The 15,122-nt window shown below is 63.2% G+C and carries 16 protein-coding genes; 11 read left to right on the top strand and 5 right to left on the bottom strand.

The window, feature by feature from the left end; translation table 11 throughout:
• Positions 1 to 109 precede the first annotated feature (109 nt).
• Positions 110 to 922, top strand: coding sequence for a thermonuclease family protein (locus tag JJE66_RS12525; RefSeq protein WP_200515342.1), 813 nt, complete (start codon positions 110 to 112; stop codon positions 920 to 922).
• Positions 923 to 1,057: 135 nt separating this feature from the next.
• On the top strand, positions 1,058 to 2,449 hold the full coding sequence (locus JJE66_RS12520; RefSeq protein WP_210349670.1) for a M48 family metalloprotease: 1,392 nt from the start codon (positions 1,058 to 1,060) through the stop codon (positions 2,447 to 2,449).
• 109 nt (positions 2,450 to 2,558) lie between these two features.
• On the opposite strand, the gene JJE66_RS12515 is transcribed toward JJE66_RS12520, so the two are convergent.
• On the bottom strand, positions 2,559 to 3,887 hold the full coding sequence (locus tag JJE66_RS12515; protein WP_200514563.1) for an MFS transporter: 1,329 nt from the start codon (positions 3,885 to 3,887) through the stop codon (positions 2,559 to 2,561).
• Between the two features lie 181 nt (positions 3,888 to 4,068).
• On the opposite strand from JJE66_RS12515, the gene cyoA reads away from it, so the two are divergent.
• The 7 genes from cyoA (at position 4,069) to JJE66_RS12480 (ending at position 11,001) form a co-directional block, all read left to right on the top strand.
• Positions 4,069 to 5,232: a ubiquinol oxidase subunit II gene (gene cyoA, locus JJE66_RS12510; RefSeq protein ID WP_200514562.1), complete on the top strand. Its 1,164-nt coding sequence runs from the start codon at positions 4,069 to 4,071 to the stop codon at positions 5,230 to 5,232.
• Positions 5,233 to 5,271: 39 nt separating this feature from the next.
• Positions 5,272 to 7,269, top strand: a complete 1,998-nt coding sequence (gene cyoB / locus JJE66_RS12505; RefSeq protein WP_200514561.1) for a cytochrome o ubiquinol oxidase subunit I — start codon at positions 5,272 to 5,274, stop codon at positions 7,267 to 7,269.
• Entirely contained in the window at positions 7,270 to 7,899 is a 630-nt protein-coding gene (gene cyoC / locus JJE66_RS12500; protein ID WP_200514560.1) for a cytochrome o ubiquinol oxidase subunit III, read from the top strand.
• Entirely contained in the window at positions 7,896 to 8,276 is a 381-nt protein-coding gene (gene cyoD / locus JJE66_RS12495; RefSeq protein ID WP_200514559.1) for a cytochrome o ubiquinol oxidase subunit IV, read from the top strand. Before cyoC ends, cyoD begins: the two co-directional genes overlap by 4 nt.
• 104 nt (positions 8,277 to 8,380) lie before the next feature.
• Positions 8,381 to 9,121 (top strand): SURF1 family protein, encoded by a 741-nt coding sequence (locus tag JJE66_RS12490; RefSeq protein ID WP_409362832.1) that lies wholly within the window; start codon positions 8,381 to 8,383, stop codon positions 9,119 to 9,121.
• Positions 9,093 to 10,478: an ATP-binding protein gene (locus tag JJE66_RS12485; protein WP_200514557.1), complete on the top strand. Its 1,386-nt coding sequence runs from the start codon at positions 9,093 to 9,095 to the stop codon at positions 10,476 to 10,478. Before JJE66_RS12490 ends, JJE66_RS12485 begins: the two co-directional genes overlap by 29 nt.
• The gene (locus JJE66_RS12480) at positions 10,468 to 11,001 is read left to right on the top strand and encodes a response regulator transcription factor (RefSeq protein ID WP_200514556.1); all 534 of its coding nucleotides are present in this window, start codon (positions 10,468 to 10,470) and stop codon (positions 10,999 to 11,001) included. The genes JJE66_RS12485 and JJE66_RS12480 overlap by 11 nt, the downstream gene beginning before the upstream one ends.
• A 2-nt stretch (positions 11,002 to 11,003) precedes the next feature.
• On the opposite strand, the gene JJE66_RS12475 is transcribed toward JJE66_RS12480, so the two are convergent.
• The gene (locus JJE66_RS12475; protein WP_200514555.1) at positions 11,004 to 11,894 is read right to left on the bottom strand and encodes a LysR substrate-binding domain-containing protein; all 891 of its coding nucleotides are present in this window, start codon (positions 11,892 to 11,894) and stop codon (positions 11,004 to 11,006) included.
• 148 nt (positions 11,895 to 12,042) lie between these two features.
• Here JJE66_RS12475 and JJE66_RS12470 point away from each other — a divergent pair, with 148 nt between their 5' ends.
• Positions 12,043 to 12,714, top strand: coding sequence for a hypothetical protein (locus JJE66_RS12470; protein WP_246756164.1), 672 nt, complete (start codon positions 12,043 to 12,045; stop codon positions 12,712 to 12,714).
• A 16-nt stretch (positions 12,715 to 12,730) separates the two neighbouring features.
• Positions 12,731 to 13,123, top strand: coding sequence for a nuclear transport factor 2 family protein (locus JJE66_RS12465; protein WP_200514554.1), 393 nt, complete (start codon positions 12,731 to 12,733; stop codon positions 13,121 to 13,123).
• A 101-nt stretch (positions 13,124 to 13,224) separates the two neighbouring features.
• Here the strand turns inward: JJE66_RS12465 and JJE66_RS12460 are convergent, their stop codons facing one another.
• The 3 genes from JJE66_RS12460 to JJE66_RS12450 all read right to left on the bottom strand — a co-directional run bounded on the left by JJE66_RS12460 (position 13,225) and on the right by JJE66_RS12450 (position 15,116).
• Positions 13,225 to 14,037 carry a CarD family transcriptional regulator gene (locus JJE66_RS12460; RefSeq protein WP_200514553.1) on the bottom strand — a complete coding sequence of 271 codons (813 nt, stop codon included), beginning with the start codon at positions 14,035 to 14,037 and terminating at the stop codon, positions 13,225 to 13,227.
• A gap of 349 nt (positions 14,038 to 14,386) precedes the next feature.
• The gene (gene fdxA / locus JJE66_RS12455) at positions 14,387 to 14,725 is read right to left on the bottom strand and encodes a ferredoxin FdxA (RefSeq protein WP_148751923.1); all 339 of its coding nucleotides are present in this window, start codon (positions 14,723 to 14,725) and stop codon (positions 14,387 to 14,389) included.
• Positions 14,726 to 14,861: 136 nt separating this feature from the next.
• On the bottom strand, positions 14,862 to 15,116 hold the full coding sequence (locus tag JJE66_RS12450) for an RNA-binding S4 domain-containing protein (RefSeq protein WP_200515340.1): 255 nt from the start codon (positions 15,114 to 15,116) through the stop codon (positions 14,862 to 14,864).
• Positions 15,117 to 15,122 lie beyond the last annotated feature (6 nt).

Genomic DNA, 15,122 nt, shown 5'->3' with positions numbered 1-15,122 from the left:
CGGCTTGATTATTGCTATTCCCGCAATCATGCCGCATGCGCAAGAGCGCAGCAAGCGCGGTAGCCGATGCGGCTTTCGCGAACAGCACACGCGTTTTCCGCAAAGCGGAATGGTGTTAAAGTTGGCGCGTAACGCAATCTCTCCGGGTCATGTGACGCAACGGCTTCACCTCATCGTCGCATTTCTTGTTGCCGCGGGTCACGCGGCGTGCGCCACGCCGTGCCAATTCGAAACGCAAGGCGAAGGCCGCGTCGCGGCCATCGTCGATGCGCGCAGCGTGCGTCTCGACGACGGCCGCGAAGTCCGCCTCACTGGAATCGAGGCGACGGCGACGACGAGGCAGGCGCTGACATCGCTGCTCGCCGGCCGCGACGTGATCCTGCGCAGCGCCGACGACATGCCCGACCGCTACGGCCGCCAGGGCGCGCTTGTGTTCATCGGCGAAAGCGACATCTCGGTGCAGGCCACGCTGCTCGCCCAAGGCGATGCCCTCGTCTCCGCCGAAATCACGGACAAGAACTGCGCGGCCGCCCTGATGTCGTCCGAGGCCGAGGCGCGGCGCCAAAAAAAGGGCAGTTGGGCTGACCCGTCGGCCATAAAAAACGCGGAAAGTCCGGACGATATTTTGTCGGGGATCGGGCGCTTTATGGTGGTCGAGGGCAAAGTCCTGTCGGTCCGACAAGCTGGGGCAGTGACCTACCTCAACTTCGGGCGGAACTGGACACACGGCTTTGCGGCGACTATTTCAAAGCGCAATCTGCCGGCGTTCGAAAACGCTGGAATGACCCTTAAGTCCCTGGAAAATCGGCGCATTCGAGTTCGGGGCTGGGTTGAGGGGACGACGGGGCCGCGTATCGACGTGCTCCGGGTGGGACAGGTCGAGTTGCTGGGCGCAAACGAACCGGCAGGGGTACGGCCCTAACATAGGGCCAGGCACGGGTTAAGCGACGTGAATGGGGTGCTAGAACAGCACAAAAAGGGCGAACGACGCCGCCTTCGGGCTGCGCCGGCTGCGCTTTGCCTCGTGCTGGGCACGGCCCTCGCCGGATGCGGCGACATGGGCCGGTTCCAGACCGCGACGGCCCCGCCGACCGTCGCACTGCCCAAGCCGAAGCCGGCCGTCGCCCAGACCCCTGCCACCGAGAAGGAGCACGAGCGCATTCTCGCGAGCTATGGCGGCGCCTATGACGACCCCCGGCTCGAATCACTCGTCAGCAAGACCGTCGACCGGCTCGTTGCGGCCTCCGAGCGTCCCGACCAGGGCTACAAGGTCACCATCCTCAATTCCGGCGCGGTCAACGCATTCGCGCTGCCAAACGGCCAGCTCTATGTCACCCGGGGTCTTCTTGCGCTTGCGAGTGATACGTCGGAATTGTCCTCCGTGCTCAGCCACGAGATGGCGCATGTGCTGTCCAAGCACGCTGCGATGCGCGAGGACCAGGCGCGGCAGGCCGCAATCGTCACACGCGTCGTCACCGATATGAGTACCGATCCGGATCTCACCGCGCTGGCGCTCGCCAAGACCAAGCTCACCATGGCGAGCTTTTCGCGCAATCAGGAGTTCGAGGCTGACGCCATGGGCGTTGGCATTTCCGCCAAGGCTCATTTCGACCCTTATGGTGCCGCGCGCTTCCTTTCGGCAATGGAGCGCAATGCCGAGCTGAAGGCCGGCAAGAGCTCGCTCGATCCGCGCGCGCAGGATTTCACCTCGTCGCATCCGGCGACGCCCGAGCGGGTGCAGAACGCGCAGACCATCGCACGGCAATACGTCGCCCCGGAAGGCGGCGAGCGCGATCGCGAGAGCTACCTCGCCGCAATCGACAACCTCGTCTATGGCGAAGACCCCAGCGAGGGTTTTGTCCGCGGCCGGCGTTTCCTGCATCCGAAGCTCGGCTTCACCTTCCAGGCGCCGGACAATTTCACGCTCGACAACACCGCACAGGCGGTAATCGGCGTGCGCGAGGGCGGCTCGCAGGCGATGCGCTTCGACGTCGTGCGCGTGCCGGCCGAGCAGTCGCTCGGCGACTACCTGAATTCGGGCTGGATGGAGGGCGTCGAGAAGGCGTCCACCGAAGACATCACCATCAACGGTTTTCCGGCCGCGTCTGCCACCGCCAAGGGCGACCAGTGGCAGTTCAAGGTCTATGCGCTGCGCTTCGGCAGCGACGTCTACCGTTTCATCTTCGCCACGCGGCAGAAGTCGACCGAGAGCGAGCGCAATGCGCGCGAGACCGTCAATTCATTCCGCCGCCTGACCCTCGAGGAGATCCAGGCCGCGCGTCCGCTGCGCATCAAGGTCATCACCGTCCAGCCCGGCGACACCGTGGAATCGCTTTCCCACCGCATGGCCGGCGTCGACCATCCCGCCGAGCGCTTTCGCGTGCTGAACGGCCTCGATCATACCGCGCAAGTAAAGGTGCGTGACCGCGTGAAGATCGTAACGGATTGAGGCGTAGCCCGGATGGAGCGCAGCGCAATCCGGGGTTCTCGCCGCGCGAATGGACCTTCCTGGATTACGCTGCGCTCCATCCGGGCTACGGACTGCCTGTTGGTTTGCCTTAGCCCCCCGCGTCCATGTCACCGGCCTCGCGCTGACCGCTGAGCCAGAGGGCGAGCAGGGTCCAGAACGCGCCCGAGAGCAGATAGGCACCCGAGGCGATGACGCCGAGATTGGTGGCGAGCAGCAGCGCGACCAGCGGGGCGAAGCCGGCGCCGAACAGCCAGGCCATGTCCGAGGTCAGCGCGGAGGCCGTGTAGCGGTACATCTGCTTGAAGTTCGAGGCGATGGCACCCGATGACTGTCCGAAGGACAGGCCGAGCAGGATGAAGCCGATCACCATGTAGATGGTTTCGCCGAACGCGCCGGCATCGAGTAGTTGCGGAGCAAAGCCGCTGTAGATGGCGATTGCGATCGCCGATCCCATCAAAAGCGACTTGCGGCCGACGCGGTCGGCAATGACGCCGGAGGCCACGATCGCGGCGACGCCGAACACGGCGGCGACCATCTCGATGATCAAAAACCGTACCGGGCTTTCGCGGGTGAACAGGAACACCCAGGACAGCGGAAACACCGTGACCATGTGGAACAGCGCGAAACTTGCGAGCGGCGCGAAGGCGCCGAGCATGATGTTCTGGCCTTCGCGGGCGACCGTGTCGGAGATGCGCGAGGGCTGCAATTCGCGGGTCTCGAACAGCGCGGCATATTCTTCCGTCGTCACCATGCGCAGGCGGGCGAACAGCGCCACGACGTTGATGGCGAAGGCGACGAAGAACGGATAGCGCCAGCCCCAGTCGAAGAAATCGTCAGCCGAGAGATTGCCGGCGAAATAGGCGAACAGTGCGCTCGCCACGATCAGACCGAGCGGAGCCCCCAGCTGCGGCACCATAGCGTACCAGCCGCGCTTCGAGGCCGGCGCATTCAGCGCCAGCAGCGAAGCCATGCCGTCCCAGGCGCCGCCCCAGGCCAGACCCTGCGCGATGCGCGCCAGCGCCAACAGCCAGATCGCCGCAACGCCGATGTCGTGATAGCCGGGCAGGAACGCGAGCGCGACGGTGGCGGTGCCGAGCAGAAACAGCGCCGAGACCAGCTTGGCCGTCTTGCCGTACTCCCGATCCACCGTCATGAAAATGACGGTTCCGATCGGCCGGGCGATGAAGGCCAGGGCGAAGATCATGAAGGAGTAGAGCGTGCCGGTCAGCTCGCTCGTGAACGGGAATACCAGGCGCGGGAACACGATCACCGAGGCGATCGCGTAAACGAAGAAGTCGAAGAATTCCGAGGTGCGGCCGATGATGACGCCGATGGCGATCTCGCCGGGACTGGCCTGGTCGTGGCCGTGCTCGCCCGAGTGGAGGTCTGCCATTGCGGGGGTCTGTGCCGTCGCCATGCGTGCGCCCTTAACGTCCTGAAAACCAAAGCCGACCACCCGGCGGGCGCCGGGCAATCTCCCTCTGTCTGACCCAACCTTTCGCACTGCAACATTGGACAAATTGTCCAATGTCGGAATTGTTGCGCCGCAGCTACCCCTTGGCCCCGCAAAAGAAACTCATTTCTCAAAGGCCCGGCCCGTGTCCCGTTTCAAGATCCTGGCGCTGCTACCCCTGGCAGTTGCGCTCAGCGGCTGCAACTACGTCGTGCTGGCGCCAGCCGGCGACATCGCCGCGCAACAGCGCGACCTCGTCATCATCTCCACCGTCCTGATGCTCCTGATCGTCGTCCCCGTGATGGCCCTGACGGTGCTGTTCGCCTGGCGCTACCGCCAATCCAATACCTCGGCCCGCTACGAGCCGGAATGGGACCACTCGACCAGCCTCGAGCTGGTGATCTGGTCCGCACCGCTGCTGATCATCGTGTGCCTCGGCGCGCTGACCTGGATGGGCACGCATCTGCTCGACCCCTATCGCAACATCGGACGGATCCACGCCGACCGCGCCGTGGACCAGTCCAAGGCGCCGCTCGACGTCGACGTCGTCGCGCTCGACTGGAAGTGGCTCTTCATCTACCCCGACTACGGCATTGCCACCGTCAACGATCTGGCAGCTCCTGTCGATCGCCCGATCAACTTCCACATCACCGCGTCTTCGGTGATGAACTCGTTCTACATCCCCGCGCTCGCCGGACAGATCTATGCGATGCCGGGCATGGAAACGTCGCTCCACGCCGTGATCAATCACGCCGGCACCTATAAGGGCTTTTCGGCGAATTACAGCGGCGCCGGTTTCTCCGGCATGCACTTCGCCTTCCACGGTCTCGACGACAAGGCCTTTGATGAGTGGATCGCGCAGGCCAAGTCCACGGGCGACTCACTCGGCCGCGCCGAATATCTCCAACTCGAGAAGCCGAGCCAGAACGAGCCCGTGCGGCGCTGGGGTACGGTCGATGCCGATCTCTACCGCCTGATCCTCAACATGTGCGTCGAGACCGGCAAGATGTGCCAGAGCGAGATGATGGCGATCGACGCCAAGGGCGGTCTCGGCCATGAGGGCCTGAATAACACCCTGCCGCTGGCCTACGACAAGTACGCCCGCCGCGGCACCGCATTCGGGCCCGCGCCGACCTTCGTCGCCGGCACCTGCACGCCGGATGCGCCACAAGGCGCGGCGACCACGGCCGCGATCAAGGCGCCCCTCGACACCGCGCCGCTCCTAGGTGCCGGGCTGAAGCGTCCGACCTTCGCGCCGCTGAAGTCCTCGTCCATCTTCCTCGGACAACCTCCCAAGTCAGACTCCTGAGGTCAGACTCCTGAAGTCAGACTCCTAAAGAGAGCTCGCATGTCTCCTGATCTTCTCAAGCTCATCTTCGGCCGTCTCGGCATCGATTCGCTGCCGCTGCACGAACCGATCCTCGTCGGCACCTTCGTGATGGTCGCGCTCGGCGGCATCACCCTGTTCGCCGGCGTCACCTATTTCCGCCTCTGGGGCTATCTGTGGCGCGAGTGGTTCACCACCGTGGACCACAAGCGCATCGGCATCATGTACATGATCCTCGGCATCGTGATGCTGCTGCGCGGCTTCGCCGACGCGCTGATGATGCGCGCACAGCAGGCGCTCGCATTCAACGGTTCCGAAGGCTTCCTGCCCGCCCATCATTATGACCAGGTCTTCACCGCCCACGGCGTGATCATGATCTTCTTCGTGGCGATGCCGCTGGTCACTGGTCTGATGAACTACGTCGTGCCGCTGCAGATCGGCGCACGCGACGTGTCTTTCCCGTTCCTGAACAATTTCAGCTTCTGGATGACGGTCGGCGGCGCGGTGCTGGTGATGGCTTCGCTGTTCATTGGCGAATTCGCCCGCACCGGCTGGCTGGCTTATCCGCCTCTCTCGAACATTGGTTACAGTCCCGACGTCGGCGTTGACTATTACATCTGGGCACTGCAGGTCGCCGGCGTCGGCACGACGTTGTCAGGCATCAACCTGATCTGTACCATCGTCAAGCTGCGATGCCCCGGCATGACCATGATGCGGATGCCGGTGTTCACCTGGACCTCGCTCTGCACCAACATCCTGATCGTCGCCTCCTTCCCCGTCCTGACCGTGGTGCTCGCGCTGCTCGCGCTCGACCGCTACGTCGGCACTAATTTCTTCACGAACGATTTCGGCGGCAGCCCGATGATGTACGTGAACCTGATCTGGATCTGGGGCCATCCCGAGGTCTACATCTTGGTTCTTCCTGCCTTTGGCATCTTCTCGGAAGTGACCTCGACCTTCTCCGGCAAGCGGCTGTTCGGCTACACCTCGATGGTCTACGCCACGGTGGTCATTACCATCCTGTCGTACCTCGTCTGGCTGCACCACTTCTTCACGATGGGTTCGGGCGCCAGCGTCAACTCGTTCTTCGGCATCACCACGATGATCATCTCGATCCCGACGGGTGCGAAGATGTTCAACTGGCTGTTCACGATGTATCGCGGCCGTATCCGTTTCGAGCTGCCCATGATGTGGACGATCGCCTTCATGCTGACCTTCGTGCTCGGCGGCATGACCGGCGTGCTGCTCGCGGTGCCGCCGGCCGATTTCGTCCTGCACAACAGCCTGTTCCTGATCGCGCACTTTCATAACGTAATCATCGGCGGCGTGGTGTTCGGTGCTTTCGCCGGCATCAACTACTGGTTCCCGAAAGCGTTCGGCTTCAGGCTCGATCCGTTCTGGGGCAAGATGTCGTTCTGGTTCTGGGTCTCGGGCTTCTACCTCGCCTTCATGCCGCTCTATGTGCTCGGCCTGATGGGCGTGACCCGCCGCCTGCGCGTGTTCGACGATCCCAGCCTCCAGATCTGGTTCATCATCGCCGCGATCGGCGCCGTCTTCGTCCTCATCGGCATCATGTGCATGCTGATGCAGTTCGCGGTCTCTTTCCTCAGGCGCGAGCAGCTCAAGGACGTCACCGGCGATCCCTGGGATGCGCGCACGCTGGAATGGGCGACCTCCTCGCCGCCGCCGGACTACAACTTCGCCTTCACCCCCGTCGTTCACGACAATGACGCGTGGTGGGACATGAAGAAGCGCGGCTACCAGCGTCCGCTCACCGGGTTCAAGCCGATCCACATGCCCAGCAGCACCGGCACCGGCATCATCCTCGCCGGCTTCGCCACTGCGATGGGCTTCGGCCTGATCTGGTACATCTGGTGGCTTGCCGCCGCGAGCTTCGCCGCGATGCTCGTCGTCGGCATCGGTCATACCTTCAACTATCACCGCGACTTCGACATTCCGGCTGACGACGTCATCCGGACCGAGGACGCGCGCACCAAACTGCTCGCGAGGGCCAAGTAAATGACTGTCGCTGTCAATCCCTCGCAAACCGGCGAGCCGATCTTCTATCTCGCCGACGAACACCCGCATCCGGAAGGCTACAGCACCTCGCTCGGCTTCTGGATCTACCTGATGAGCGACTGTCTCATCTTTGCGATGCTGTTCGCCGCCTTCGGCGTGCTCGGCGCCAACTACGCCGCCGGGCCCGCGCCGAAGGACCTGTTCGACCTCAGCCTGGTCGCGGTGAACACCTCGATGCTGCTGCTGTCGTCGATCACCTATGGTTTTGCGATGCTGACGATGCAGCAGAACAAGATCGCCCAGACGCAGATGTGGCTCCTGATCACCGGCCTGTTCGGCGCGGCCTTCATCGGCATCGAGCTCACCGAATTCGCCCACATGATCCATGAGGGCGCCACGCCGCAGCGCAGCGCCTTCCTGTCCTCCTTCTTCACCCTGGTCGGCACCCATGGCTTGCACGTCACCTGCGGCTTGATCTGGCTGGTGACGCTGATGACGCAGGTCTGGCGTTTCGGCCTGATCGAGGCCAACCGCCGTCGCTTGATGTGCCTGTCGATGTTCTGGCATTTCCTCGACGTGGTCTGGATCGGCGTCTTCACCTTCGTCTATCTCCTGGGAGTTCTGCGATGAACACCGACACCCACGCCGCCCACGCGGACGACCATCACCACGGCGACGGCCACGCCCACGGCACGTTCTCGACCTACATGCTCGGCTTCGTGCTCTCGGTGGTACTCACCGCAATCCCGTTCTGGCTGGTGATGAGCGGTGCACTGCCGAGCAAGCAGATCACCGCACTGGTGATCATGGCCTTCGCGGTCGTGCAGATCGTCGTGCACATGATCTACTTTCTGCACATGAGCCCCAAGTCCGAGAACGGCTGGAGCATGATGGCGCTGATCTTCACCGTCGTCATGGTCGCAATCGCGCTGTCCGGTTCGCTATGGGTGATGAACCACCTCAACAGCAACATGATGCCGATCCACGAGATGACGGGAATGAAGTGAACGATCTCGTGAGCCCGGACGGAAGCGAAACGCGCGGCCCTGCGAGGGCTGTGCGTTCTTCCTTGTGGCTCACGGCTCTCTCGCTCACGATCTTCGCTGTTCTGATGGCCCTCGGCGTCTGGCAGGTCGAACGCCGTGCCTGGAAGCTCGCTTTGATCGAGCGTGTCGAGCAGCGCATTCATGCCCCGGCGCAACCCGTCCCCTCGCTGAAATCGTGGCCTGCCATTACCGCCGCAAATGACGAGTACAAGCACGTCAGCGTCTCCGGCCGCTTCCTGCATGACCGCGAGACGCTGGTTCAAGCCGTCACCGAGGAAGGCCCCGGCTATTGGGTGCTGACGCCGCTCGAGCGCAGCGACGGCACGGCTATCCTGATCAACCGCGGCTTCGTGCCGTCCGAGCGACGCGACGCATCGACGCGGCGGGACGGTAATCCGCAAGGCGCAGTCGAGATCACCGGCTTGTTGCGGATGACCGAGCCGAAAGGCGGCTTCCTCAGGAACAACGTTCCCGAGCACAACCGCTGGTATTCGCGGGATGTCGTGGCGATCGCGGCCGCGCGCGACCTCCACGGCGTCGCGCCCTTCTTCATCGACGCCGACGCCGGATCACAATCCGGCAGCGGTCCAATCGGCGGATTGACCGTGGTCCGCTTTCCCAATAACCACCTGATGTACGCGCTGACGTGGTTTGCCCTGGCTTTCAAGCTGGCCGGTCGACTTCTCGTCACATTCCGCGGCGGACTGTTCCGCCGCACGCGCTTCGTCCACGAACCGGCCGGCGGCCCAGATACCTCCGCCCGCAGGACGGAATCAGATGCTGGAACGATCGTCGAACCGACCTGACCATGGGAGCAATTTTGGTGAGCTCGCCGTCACCCTGCAATCGCTGGCGGACGCGCGCAGCGAGCTGATTGGCGCTGCACCGACCGACAACGAGACCAACCGCAAGAACATGGCGCTGCTGATCCAGCTGCGCTGGACCGCGGTGGTCGGCCAGATCGTGACCATCGGCGGCGTGCATTTCTGGCTCGGCATCCCCTTGCCGCTGGAGCGGATGGGCGCGGTGATCGGCGCGCTGGTGCTGCTCAATTTGTCGAGCCTGGTCTGGGTGCGCCATCGCGCCGCCGTCTCCAGCAACGAGCTGCTGGTCGCGCTGATGCTCGACGTCGCGGCGCTGACCGCACAGCTTTACCTGAGCGGCGGCGCCACCAATCCCTTCACCTCGCTGTTTCTGCTCCAGGTGACGCTGGCCGCGGTGCTGCTCGATGCACGCTCGACCTGGTCGCTGGTAGCCCTGACCTGTGCGTGCTTTGTCTGGCTGACGCTGGCCTACCGGCCGCTCATCCTGCCGCCGAATCCGCTCAGTGAGACCTACACGCTCACCGTCGCCGGCATGCTGCTGGGCTTCGCGCTCAACGCCGTGCTGCTGGTCGTGTTCGTGACGCGCATCAATCGGAACCTGCGCGAGCGCGATGCGCATCTGGCCGCACTGCGCCAGCATGCCGCCGAGCAGGACCACATCGTCCGCATGGGCCTGCTCGCCTCCGGCGCGGCGCATGAGCTCGGCACGCCGCTCGCCTCGCTCTCGGTCATCCTCAGCGACTGGCGCCGTATGCCCGATCTCGCCGCCGATCAGGAGCTTGCCGAGGACCTCACCGAGATGGAAACCTCGCTGCAACGCTGCAAGACCATCGTGACGGGCATTCTGGTGTCGGCCGGCGAGGCGCGCGGCGAAGGATCGTCGCCGACGACGGTGACAGCCTTCGTCACCGCACTGGTCGAGGAATGGCGCAACGCACGATCGGCGCAGACGCTCTATTTCATCAACACTTTTGGCGAGGACGTCGCGATCGTCTCCGACATCGCGCTGAAGCAGGTGATCTTCAACGTCCTCGACAACGCCTATGAGGTCTCGCGCGAGTGGGTGGAACTGCTCGCCGAGCGCGAAGGCGACAGTCTCGTGCTCTCGATCAGCGATCGCGGCCCGGGCTTTGCGCCGGAAATGCTGGCACAGCTCGGAAAGCCCTATCAGTCGAGCAAGGGCCGCGCCGGGGGCGGGCTCGGCCTGTTCCTGGTGGTGAACGTGGTGCGCAAGCTGGGCGGCAGCGTGACTGCCGAGAACCACAGGAAACGCGGCGCCACCGTCCGCCTGACACTGCCGCTCGCCACCCTCGCGATCGGAGGCAGCTTTGACGCCTGACCGTTCGCTCATCGTCGTCGAGGACGACGAAGGCTTTGCACGCACGCTGAAACGCTCGTTCGAGCGCCGCGGCTACGAGGTCGTGCTCGCCGCCTCCATCGACGACGTGCGCAAGGTGTTGGAGCAACGATCCTTCGGCTACGCCGTGGTCGACCTCAAGCTCGGCGGCGCCTCGGGTCTCGCTTGCGTGGAGCTGCTGCACACCCACGACGAGGACATGCTGATCGTGGTGCTGACGGGCTTCGCCAGCATCTCGACCGCCGTCGAGGCAATCAAGCTGGGCGCCTGCCATTATCTCGCAAAGCCGTCCAACACCGACGACATTGAGGCCGCGTTCAACAAGGCCGAAGGCAACGCCGGGGTCGCGCTGGACGTGCGGCCGACCTCGATCAAGACGCTGGAATGGGAGCGCATCCACCAGACGCTCATCGAGACGGATTTCAACATCTCGGAAGCAGCAAGGCGGCTGGGGATGCATCGGCGCACGCTGGCAAGGAAGCTCGAGAAGCGGCCGGTGAAGTAACTCTAGGACGGCACTCCAGCGAGTTTGCCGGCCTCCGAGAGAAGCAGCTTCAGGATCGGAGACTTGTTCGCCTTATGGTAGGCGACGACCAGGTCGAGCATGGGGGCTTCTCCCTGCACCGGTCGGGTGGTGATCGTCTCGGGCAAATATCGCTTCGTGTAGGCCGGCAGCATCATGACGCCGCGCGTCGACGCGATCATCGAGATCGCGTGGACGACGTTGTGCACTTCGCGATCGGGTTTCAGGTCGATGCCGGCACGGCTGAAATAATCAAGAACGATGCGGCGCACCGCAGGTGCGGATTTCGACGGGAGATAGAAGGTCTCGCCCCCGATCTCCTGCGGCGCCACGGCGGCTTGCAACGCGAGGCGATGATCGTTCGGAAAGACGAAGACCAGCGGATCCGTGCGCACGCGCCGGCAGGCCAGATCCTCCATGTGCTCTTCCGGCCGTATGAAGGCGGCATCGAGTTTTCGCCGCATCAGGGCCTTGGCGAGCGAGGGCGAGTAGTCGCTCGACAGGCGGATGTCGATGCCGGGAAATGCGGCGCACAGAACGCGATCCACCTCGGGTAGCAGGTCGATTTCGGCTCCCGACAGAAATCCCAGCGAGAAAGCCGGATTTGGTGGCTGCGCGGCGCGGACCGCGGCTTCCTTCGCGGCCTCCGCCTGAAGCAATGCCATTCTTGCGTGTTCGAGAAAGGCCGTCCCGGCCGCCGTCAGCACGATGCCCTGGGCGCCGCGGGTCATCAAGGGAACGCCGATCTCCTGCTCAAGGTCACGGATTTGCCGGCTGAGCGATGGCTGCGACGTGTGCAGCTTCTGCTCGGCCGCAACAGTCAGACTGCCTGCATCGGCGACGGCGATGAAGTAGCGGAGATGCCGAAGCTCCATCACAATTCCCCATATCCCGTAGGCATGGGACCAGCTTACAAAGTCTTTTTCAGCATGACCAGCCGCCTCTATAGCAAGCCATCGTCGTGAACGAGACCTGCCTGACAGGCAGGTCATGCCGCAGGCGTTGAACGGAAGCGAGCTCCGCATGTCCAGGATCATTCGCGTGTCGCTGCTGATTCTCGCGCTGGCGGGATTTGGCGAAGCCGATGCGCAATCCCCCAACAATCGATTAAAGGCAAACGGCATGGAACTGGATGTGACAGGGCTGAAGCAGGCGATGCTTGGAAGTTGGGAAAGCATCGCGCCGGAGGTGCGGCCGGGCGCGGCAAAGAATGCTGATGGCACGCTCAAGCCGTTTTATCTCAAGCGTGCCTTCAAATATCTGGCGGCCGACCATTTTGAACTCGAGATCATCAACTCGGCCGATCCCTACGGCGCCGTGCCGCTCGCGCTAATCAGGATCGGCGGCCACATGCTGTGGCAGGGCGGCCATCCGATCGCCCCGGGCGCGCAGAAAGTCAACTTCGTCGCCGACGAGGCGTACGAGGTCACGCCGCTGGCGCAGGGATTTGCCGATTTGCTCAACAAGGTCGCCGCGGCCGGATACGCGCCATGGGCCGTCAACACGCCCCAAAGCATCTTCGGCAAGGATTTCGTGCCCTTCGGTCTCAAGGAGGGAACGAACTTCATGGAATACGATCTCGTCTATCTCAGGGGCGACCTGCTGTTTTGGGGCGCCCGCAACATCGATGGCCGCGGCTTCGATACGGAGCAGAACCGTCCGACCAATCTGCAGATTCCCCTGGTGCGGAAGTAACGGATGACACGTCAAGATGGAACAAGACCATCGCGTCAAATTCGTCCTCGACGCGTTCGACACGCTCTTCAACCAGCGCGACTACGTCGCGGCCGAGCACCTCTGGTCCGCGCAACATATCCAGCACAGCGCACATATCCCGCCGGGACGTGACGGGCTATTTGACCTCGTCAAGGGCCTGCCCGCTACATTGCGCTACGAGAACCACGTCGCGGCGGCGAGCGGCGATCTCATCACTCTCCATGGACGGTTCAGCGGTATTGGCGCGCCGGCCGCATGGGTCGTTGCCGATATCGTGCGGCTGAAGAATGGCATGCTCGCGGAGCATTGGGATGTCATCCAGGCCGAGGCGACGCAGGCGCAATTGCACAGCGGCCTGCCGATGTTCGGCGACCGTTTCTCGGCCTGACCGCGCGCCCGCACGAAAGCCGATCACCACCGCACGCTCAAACAAAAAGCCCGGCCAACCGGCCGGGCTTTTGATGCTTACGATCGATGCTCGCGAGACGCTTACGCAGCCTCGTCGGCGACCGTGGTACCGTCGCCATCGGCCTCGTCGGTATCGCCCTCGGCATCCGCCTCGCCGTCGGCGGCTTCCGCCTTCGCACCGGTGCGGCGCGGGCTCTTGGCGAGCTGGGCCTCGATCTCCTTGACCGCTTCGGTCTCGGTCGAGTGCTGCACCACCGCGATCTCGCGGGACAGACGATCGAGCGCTGCTTCGTAAAGCTGGCGTTCGCTGTAGGACTGCTCGGGCTGCGACTCGGAGCGATAGAGGTCGCGCACGACCTCCGCGATCGCGACGATGTCGCCCGAATTGATCTTCGCTTCATATTCCTGGGCGCGGCGCGACCACATGGTGCGCTTGACGCGAGCGCGGCCCTTGAGCGTTTCCAGTGCCTTCTTCACCAGCGCGGGCTCGGACAGCTTGCGCATGCCGACGTTCATGACCTTGGCGGTCGGAACGCGCAGCGTCATCTTGTCCTTGATGAAGTTGATAACGAACAGCTCGAGCTTGGCACCGGCGATCTCCTGCTCCTCGATGGCCAGGATCTGGCCGACGCCGTGAGCGGGATAGACGACGAATTCGTTGGCCTTGAAGCCTTGGCGCTGGGTCACGACCTTCTTTTCCTCGACCTTCGGCGCGGGTGCAGCGGCCTTCACGGCCGGCTTGGCAGCAGCAACGGGTGCCTTGGCAGGGGCGGCAGCAACGGGAGCCTTCGGAGCAACAGGCTTGGCAGCCGAAGCCTTGGCAGCGGGAGCTTTGGCAACAGCAGGCTTGGCAGCGGTCGCTTTCGCGGCCGGTTTGGCAGTCTTGTGAGGCATTGCGCTTCTTTTGTTCTTCGAGGACTTTGCAGCCGGCGGCGCCTTGGTAGCGGCCCGACCCTTGGATGCGCTACGGCTGGCCGCGGCGACTTTTTTGGCCTCCTTATGGGAAGCCCTCGCTGAAGTACTCTTTTTACGCGTTTTCTGTGACACAGCCTGCGCGCGGAAACTGCCACGCCCCTGTTCGACATTTGGTTTCACGGGAACCCGGCGGGGCCAACTGGGCTGACGCGGGTTCAGCTTAATGTGCCCAATATAGCACATTTCCCGCAAAAATCAATGATTTAGGGGTCTTCAGGGCTGGTTTTCGACGCTGACGAAGGTATTAGGGTTAAGTTTGCGCCGGAATTTAGTCTCCGGAGCCGGGGTTCGGAGAAAAATATTTCTCGAACTTGCCTTCCATCCCGTCGAATTCCTTGGCGTCGTCGGGTGATTCTTTCTTTTGCGTGATGTTCGGCCAGCTCTTGGCGTAGTCGGCGTTGACCTGGAGCCACTTTTCCAGGCCCGGTTCCGTGTCCGGCTTGATGGCGTCGGCGGGGCATTCCGGCTCGCACACGCCGCAGTCGATGCACTCGTCAGGATGGATGACGAGCATGTTCTCGCCCTCGTAGAAACAGTCGACCGGGCAGACCTCGACGCAGTCGGTGTACTTGCACTTGATGCAGGCTTCAGTGACGACGTAAGTCATCCAACGCTCCGAAAAGCTCTTTTAAAAGTCGCGGCTTGCGTAGCGCGGATGGCCCGGCGCTGCAAGGTCGGGAAGCCCCGATCATGACGGCTTTATGTGTTCGATCGAGCAAGAAATGAACTCAAAGCGCAGTTAATTACGCTTTGCGTTCACTGAGCTCCTCATAGAGCACGCGCGCCGAGGCTGCATCGCCGCGGCGCTCATTGAAATCAATCACTTTCAACACGCGCACGGTGCGATCAAGCGCCACCGTGAGCACATCGCCGATCTTGATCGCATGTCCGGGCGACTTTTCACGAACGCCGTTGATGCGGACATGACCGGACTCGACGAGCTCGGCCGCGGAGGTGCGCGCCTTCACCACCCGCGCGTGCCACAGCCATTTGTCGATGCGCTG

Origin of the sequence: Bradyrhizobium diazoefficiens (genome assembly GCF_016612535.1) — a bacterium.
GTDB classification, from domain to species: Bacteria; Pseudomonadota; Alphaproteobacteria; order Rhizobiales; family Xanthobacteraceae; genus Bradyrhizobium; species Bradyrhizobium diazoefficiens_C.
This window is presented reverse-complemented; position numbering and strand designations above follow the sequence as displayed.

Excerpts from the sequence above, each read along its gene's own strand:
- JJE66_RS12525 (WP_200515342.1), top strand. The coding sequence starts at position 110 with ATGGTGTTAAAGTTGGCGCGTAACGCAATCTCTCCGGGTCATGTGACG.
- JJE66_RS12520 (WP_210349670.1), top strand. The coding sequence starts at position 1,058 with ATGGGCCGGTTCCAGACCGCGACGGCCCCGCCGACCGTCGCACTGCCC.
- JJE66_RS12515 (WP_200514563.1), bottom strand. The coding sequence starts at position 3,887 with ATGGCGACGGCACAGACCCCCGCAATGGCAGACCTCCACTCGGGCGAG.
- cyoB (WP_200514561.1), top strand. The coding sequence starts at position 5,272 with ATGTCTCCTGATCTTCTCAAGCTCATCTTCGGCCGTCTCGGCATCGAT.
- cyoC (WP_200514560.1), top strand. The coding sequence starts at position 7,270 with ATGACTGTCGCTGTCAATCCCTCGCAAACCGGCGAGCCGATCTTCTAT.
- cyoD (WP_200514559.1), top strand. The coding sequence starts at position 7,896 with ATGAACACCGACACCCACGCCGCCCACGCGGACGACCATCACCACGGC.
- JJE66_RS12490 (WP_409362832.1), top strand. The coding sequence starts at position 8,381 with ATGGCCCTCGGCGTCTGGCAGGTCGAACGCCGTGCCTGGAAGCTCGCT.
- JJE66_RS12485 (WP_200514557.1), top strand. The coding sequence starts at position 9,093 with ATGCTGGAACGATCGTCGAACCGACCTGACCATGGGAGCAATTTTGGT.
- JJE66_RS12475 (WP_200514555.1), bottom strand. The coding sequence starts at position 11,894 with ATGGAGCTTCGGCATCTCCGCTACTTCATCGCCGTCGCCGATGCAGGC.
- JJE66_RS12470 (WP_246756164.1), top strand. The coding sequence starts at position 12,043 with ATGTCCAGGATCATTCGCGTGTCGCTGCTGATTCTCGCGCTGGCGGGA.
- JJE66_RS12465 (WP_200514554.1), top strand. The coding sequence starts at position 12,731 with ATGGAACAAGACCATCGCGTCAAATTCGTCCTCGACGCGTTCGACACG.
- JJE66_RS12460 (WP_200514553.1), bottom strand. The coding sequence starts at position 14,037 with ATGCCTCACAAGACTGCCAAACCGGCCGCGAAAGCGACCGCTGCCAAG.
- fdxA (WP_148751923.1), bottom strand. The coding sequence starts at position 14,725 with ATGACTTACGTCGTCACTGAAGCCTGCATCAAGTGCAAGTACACCGAC.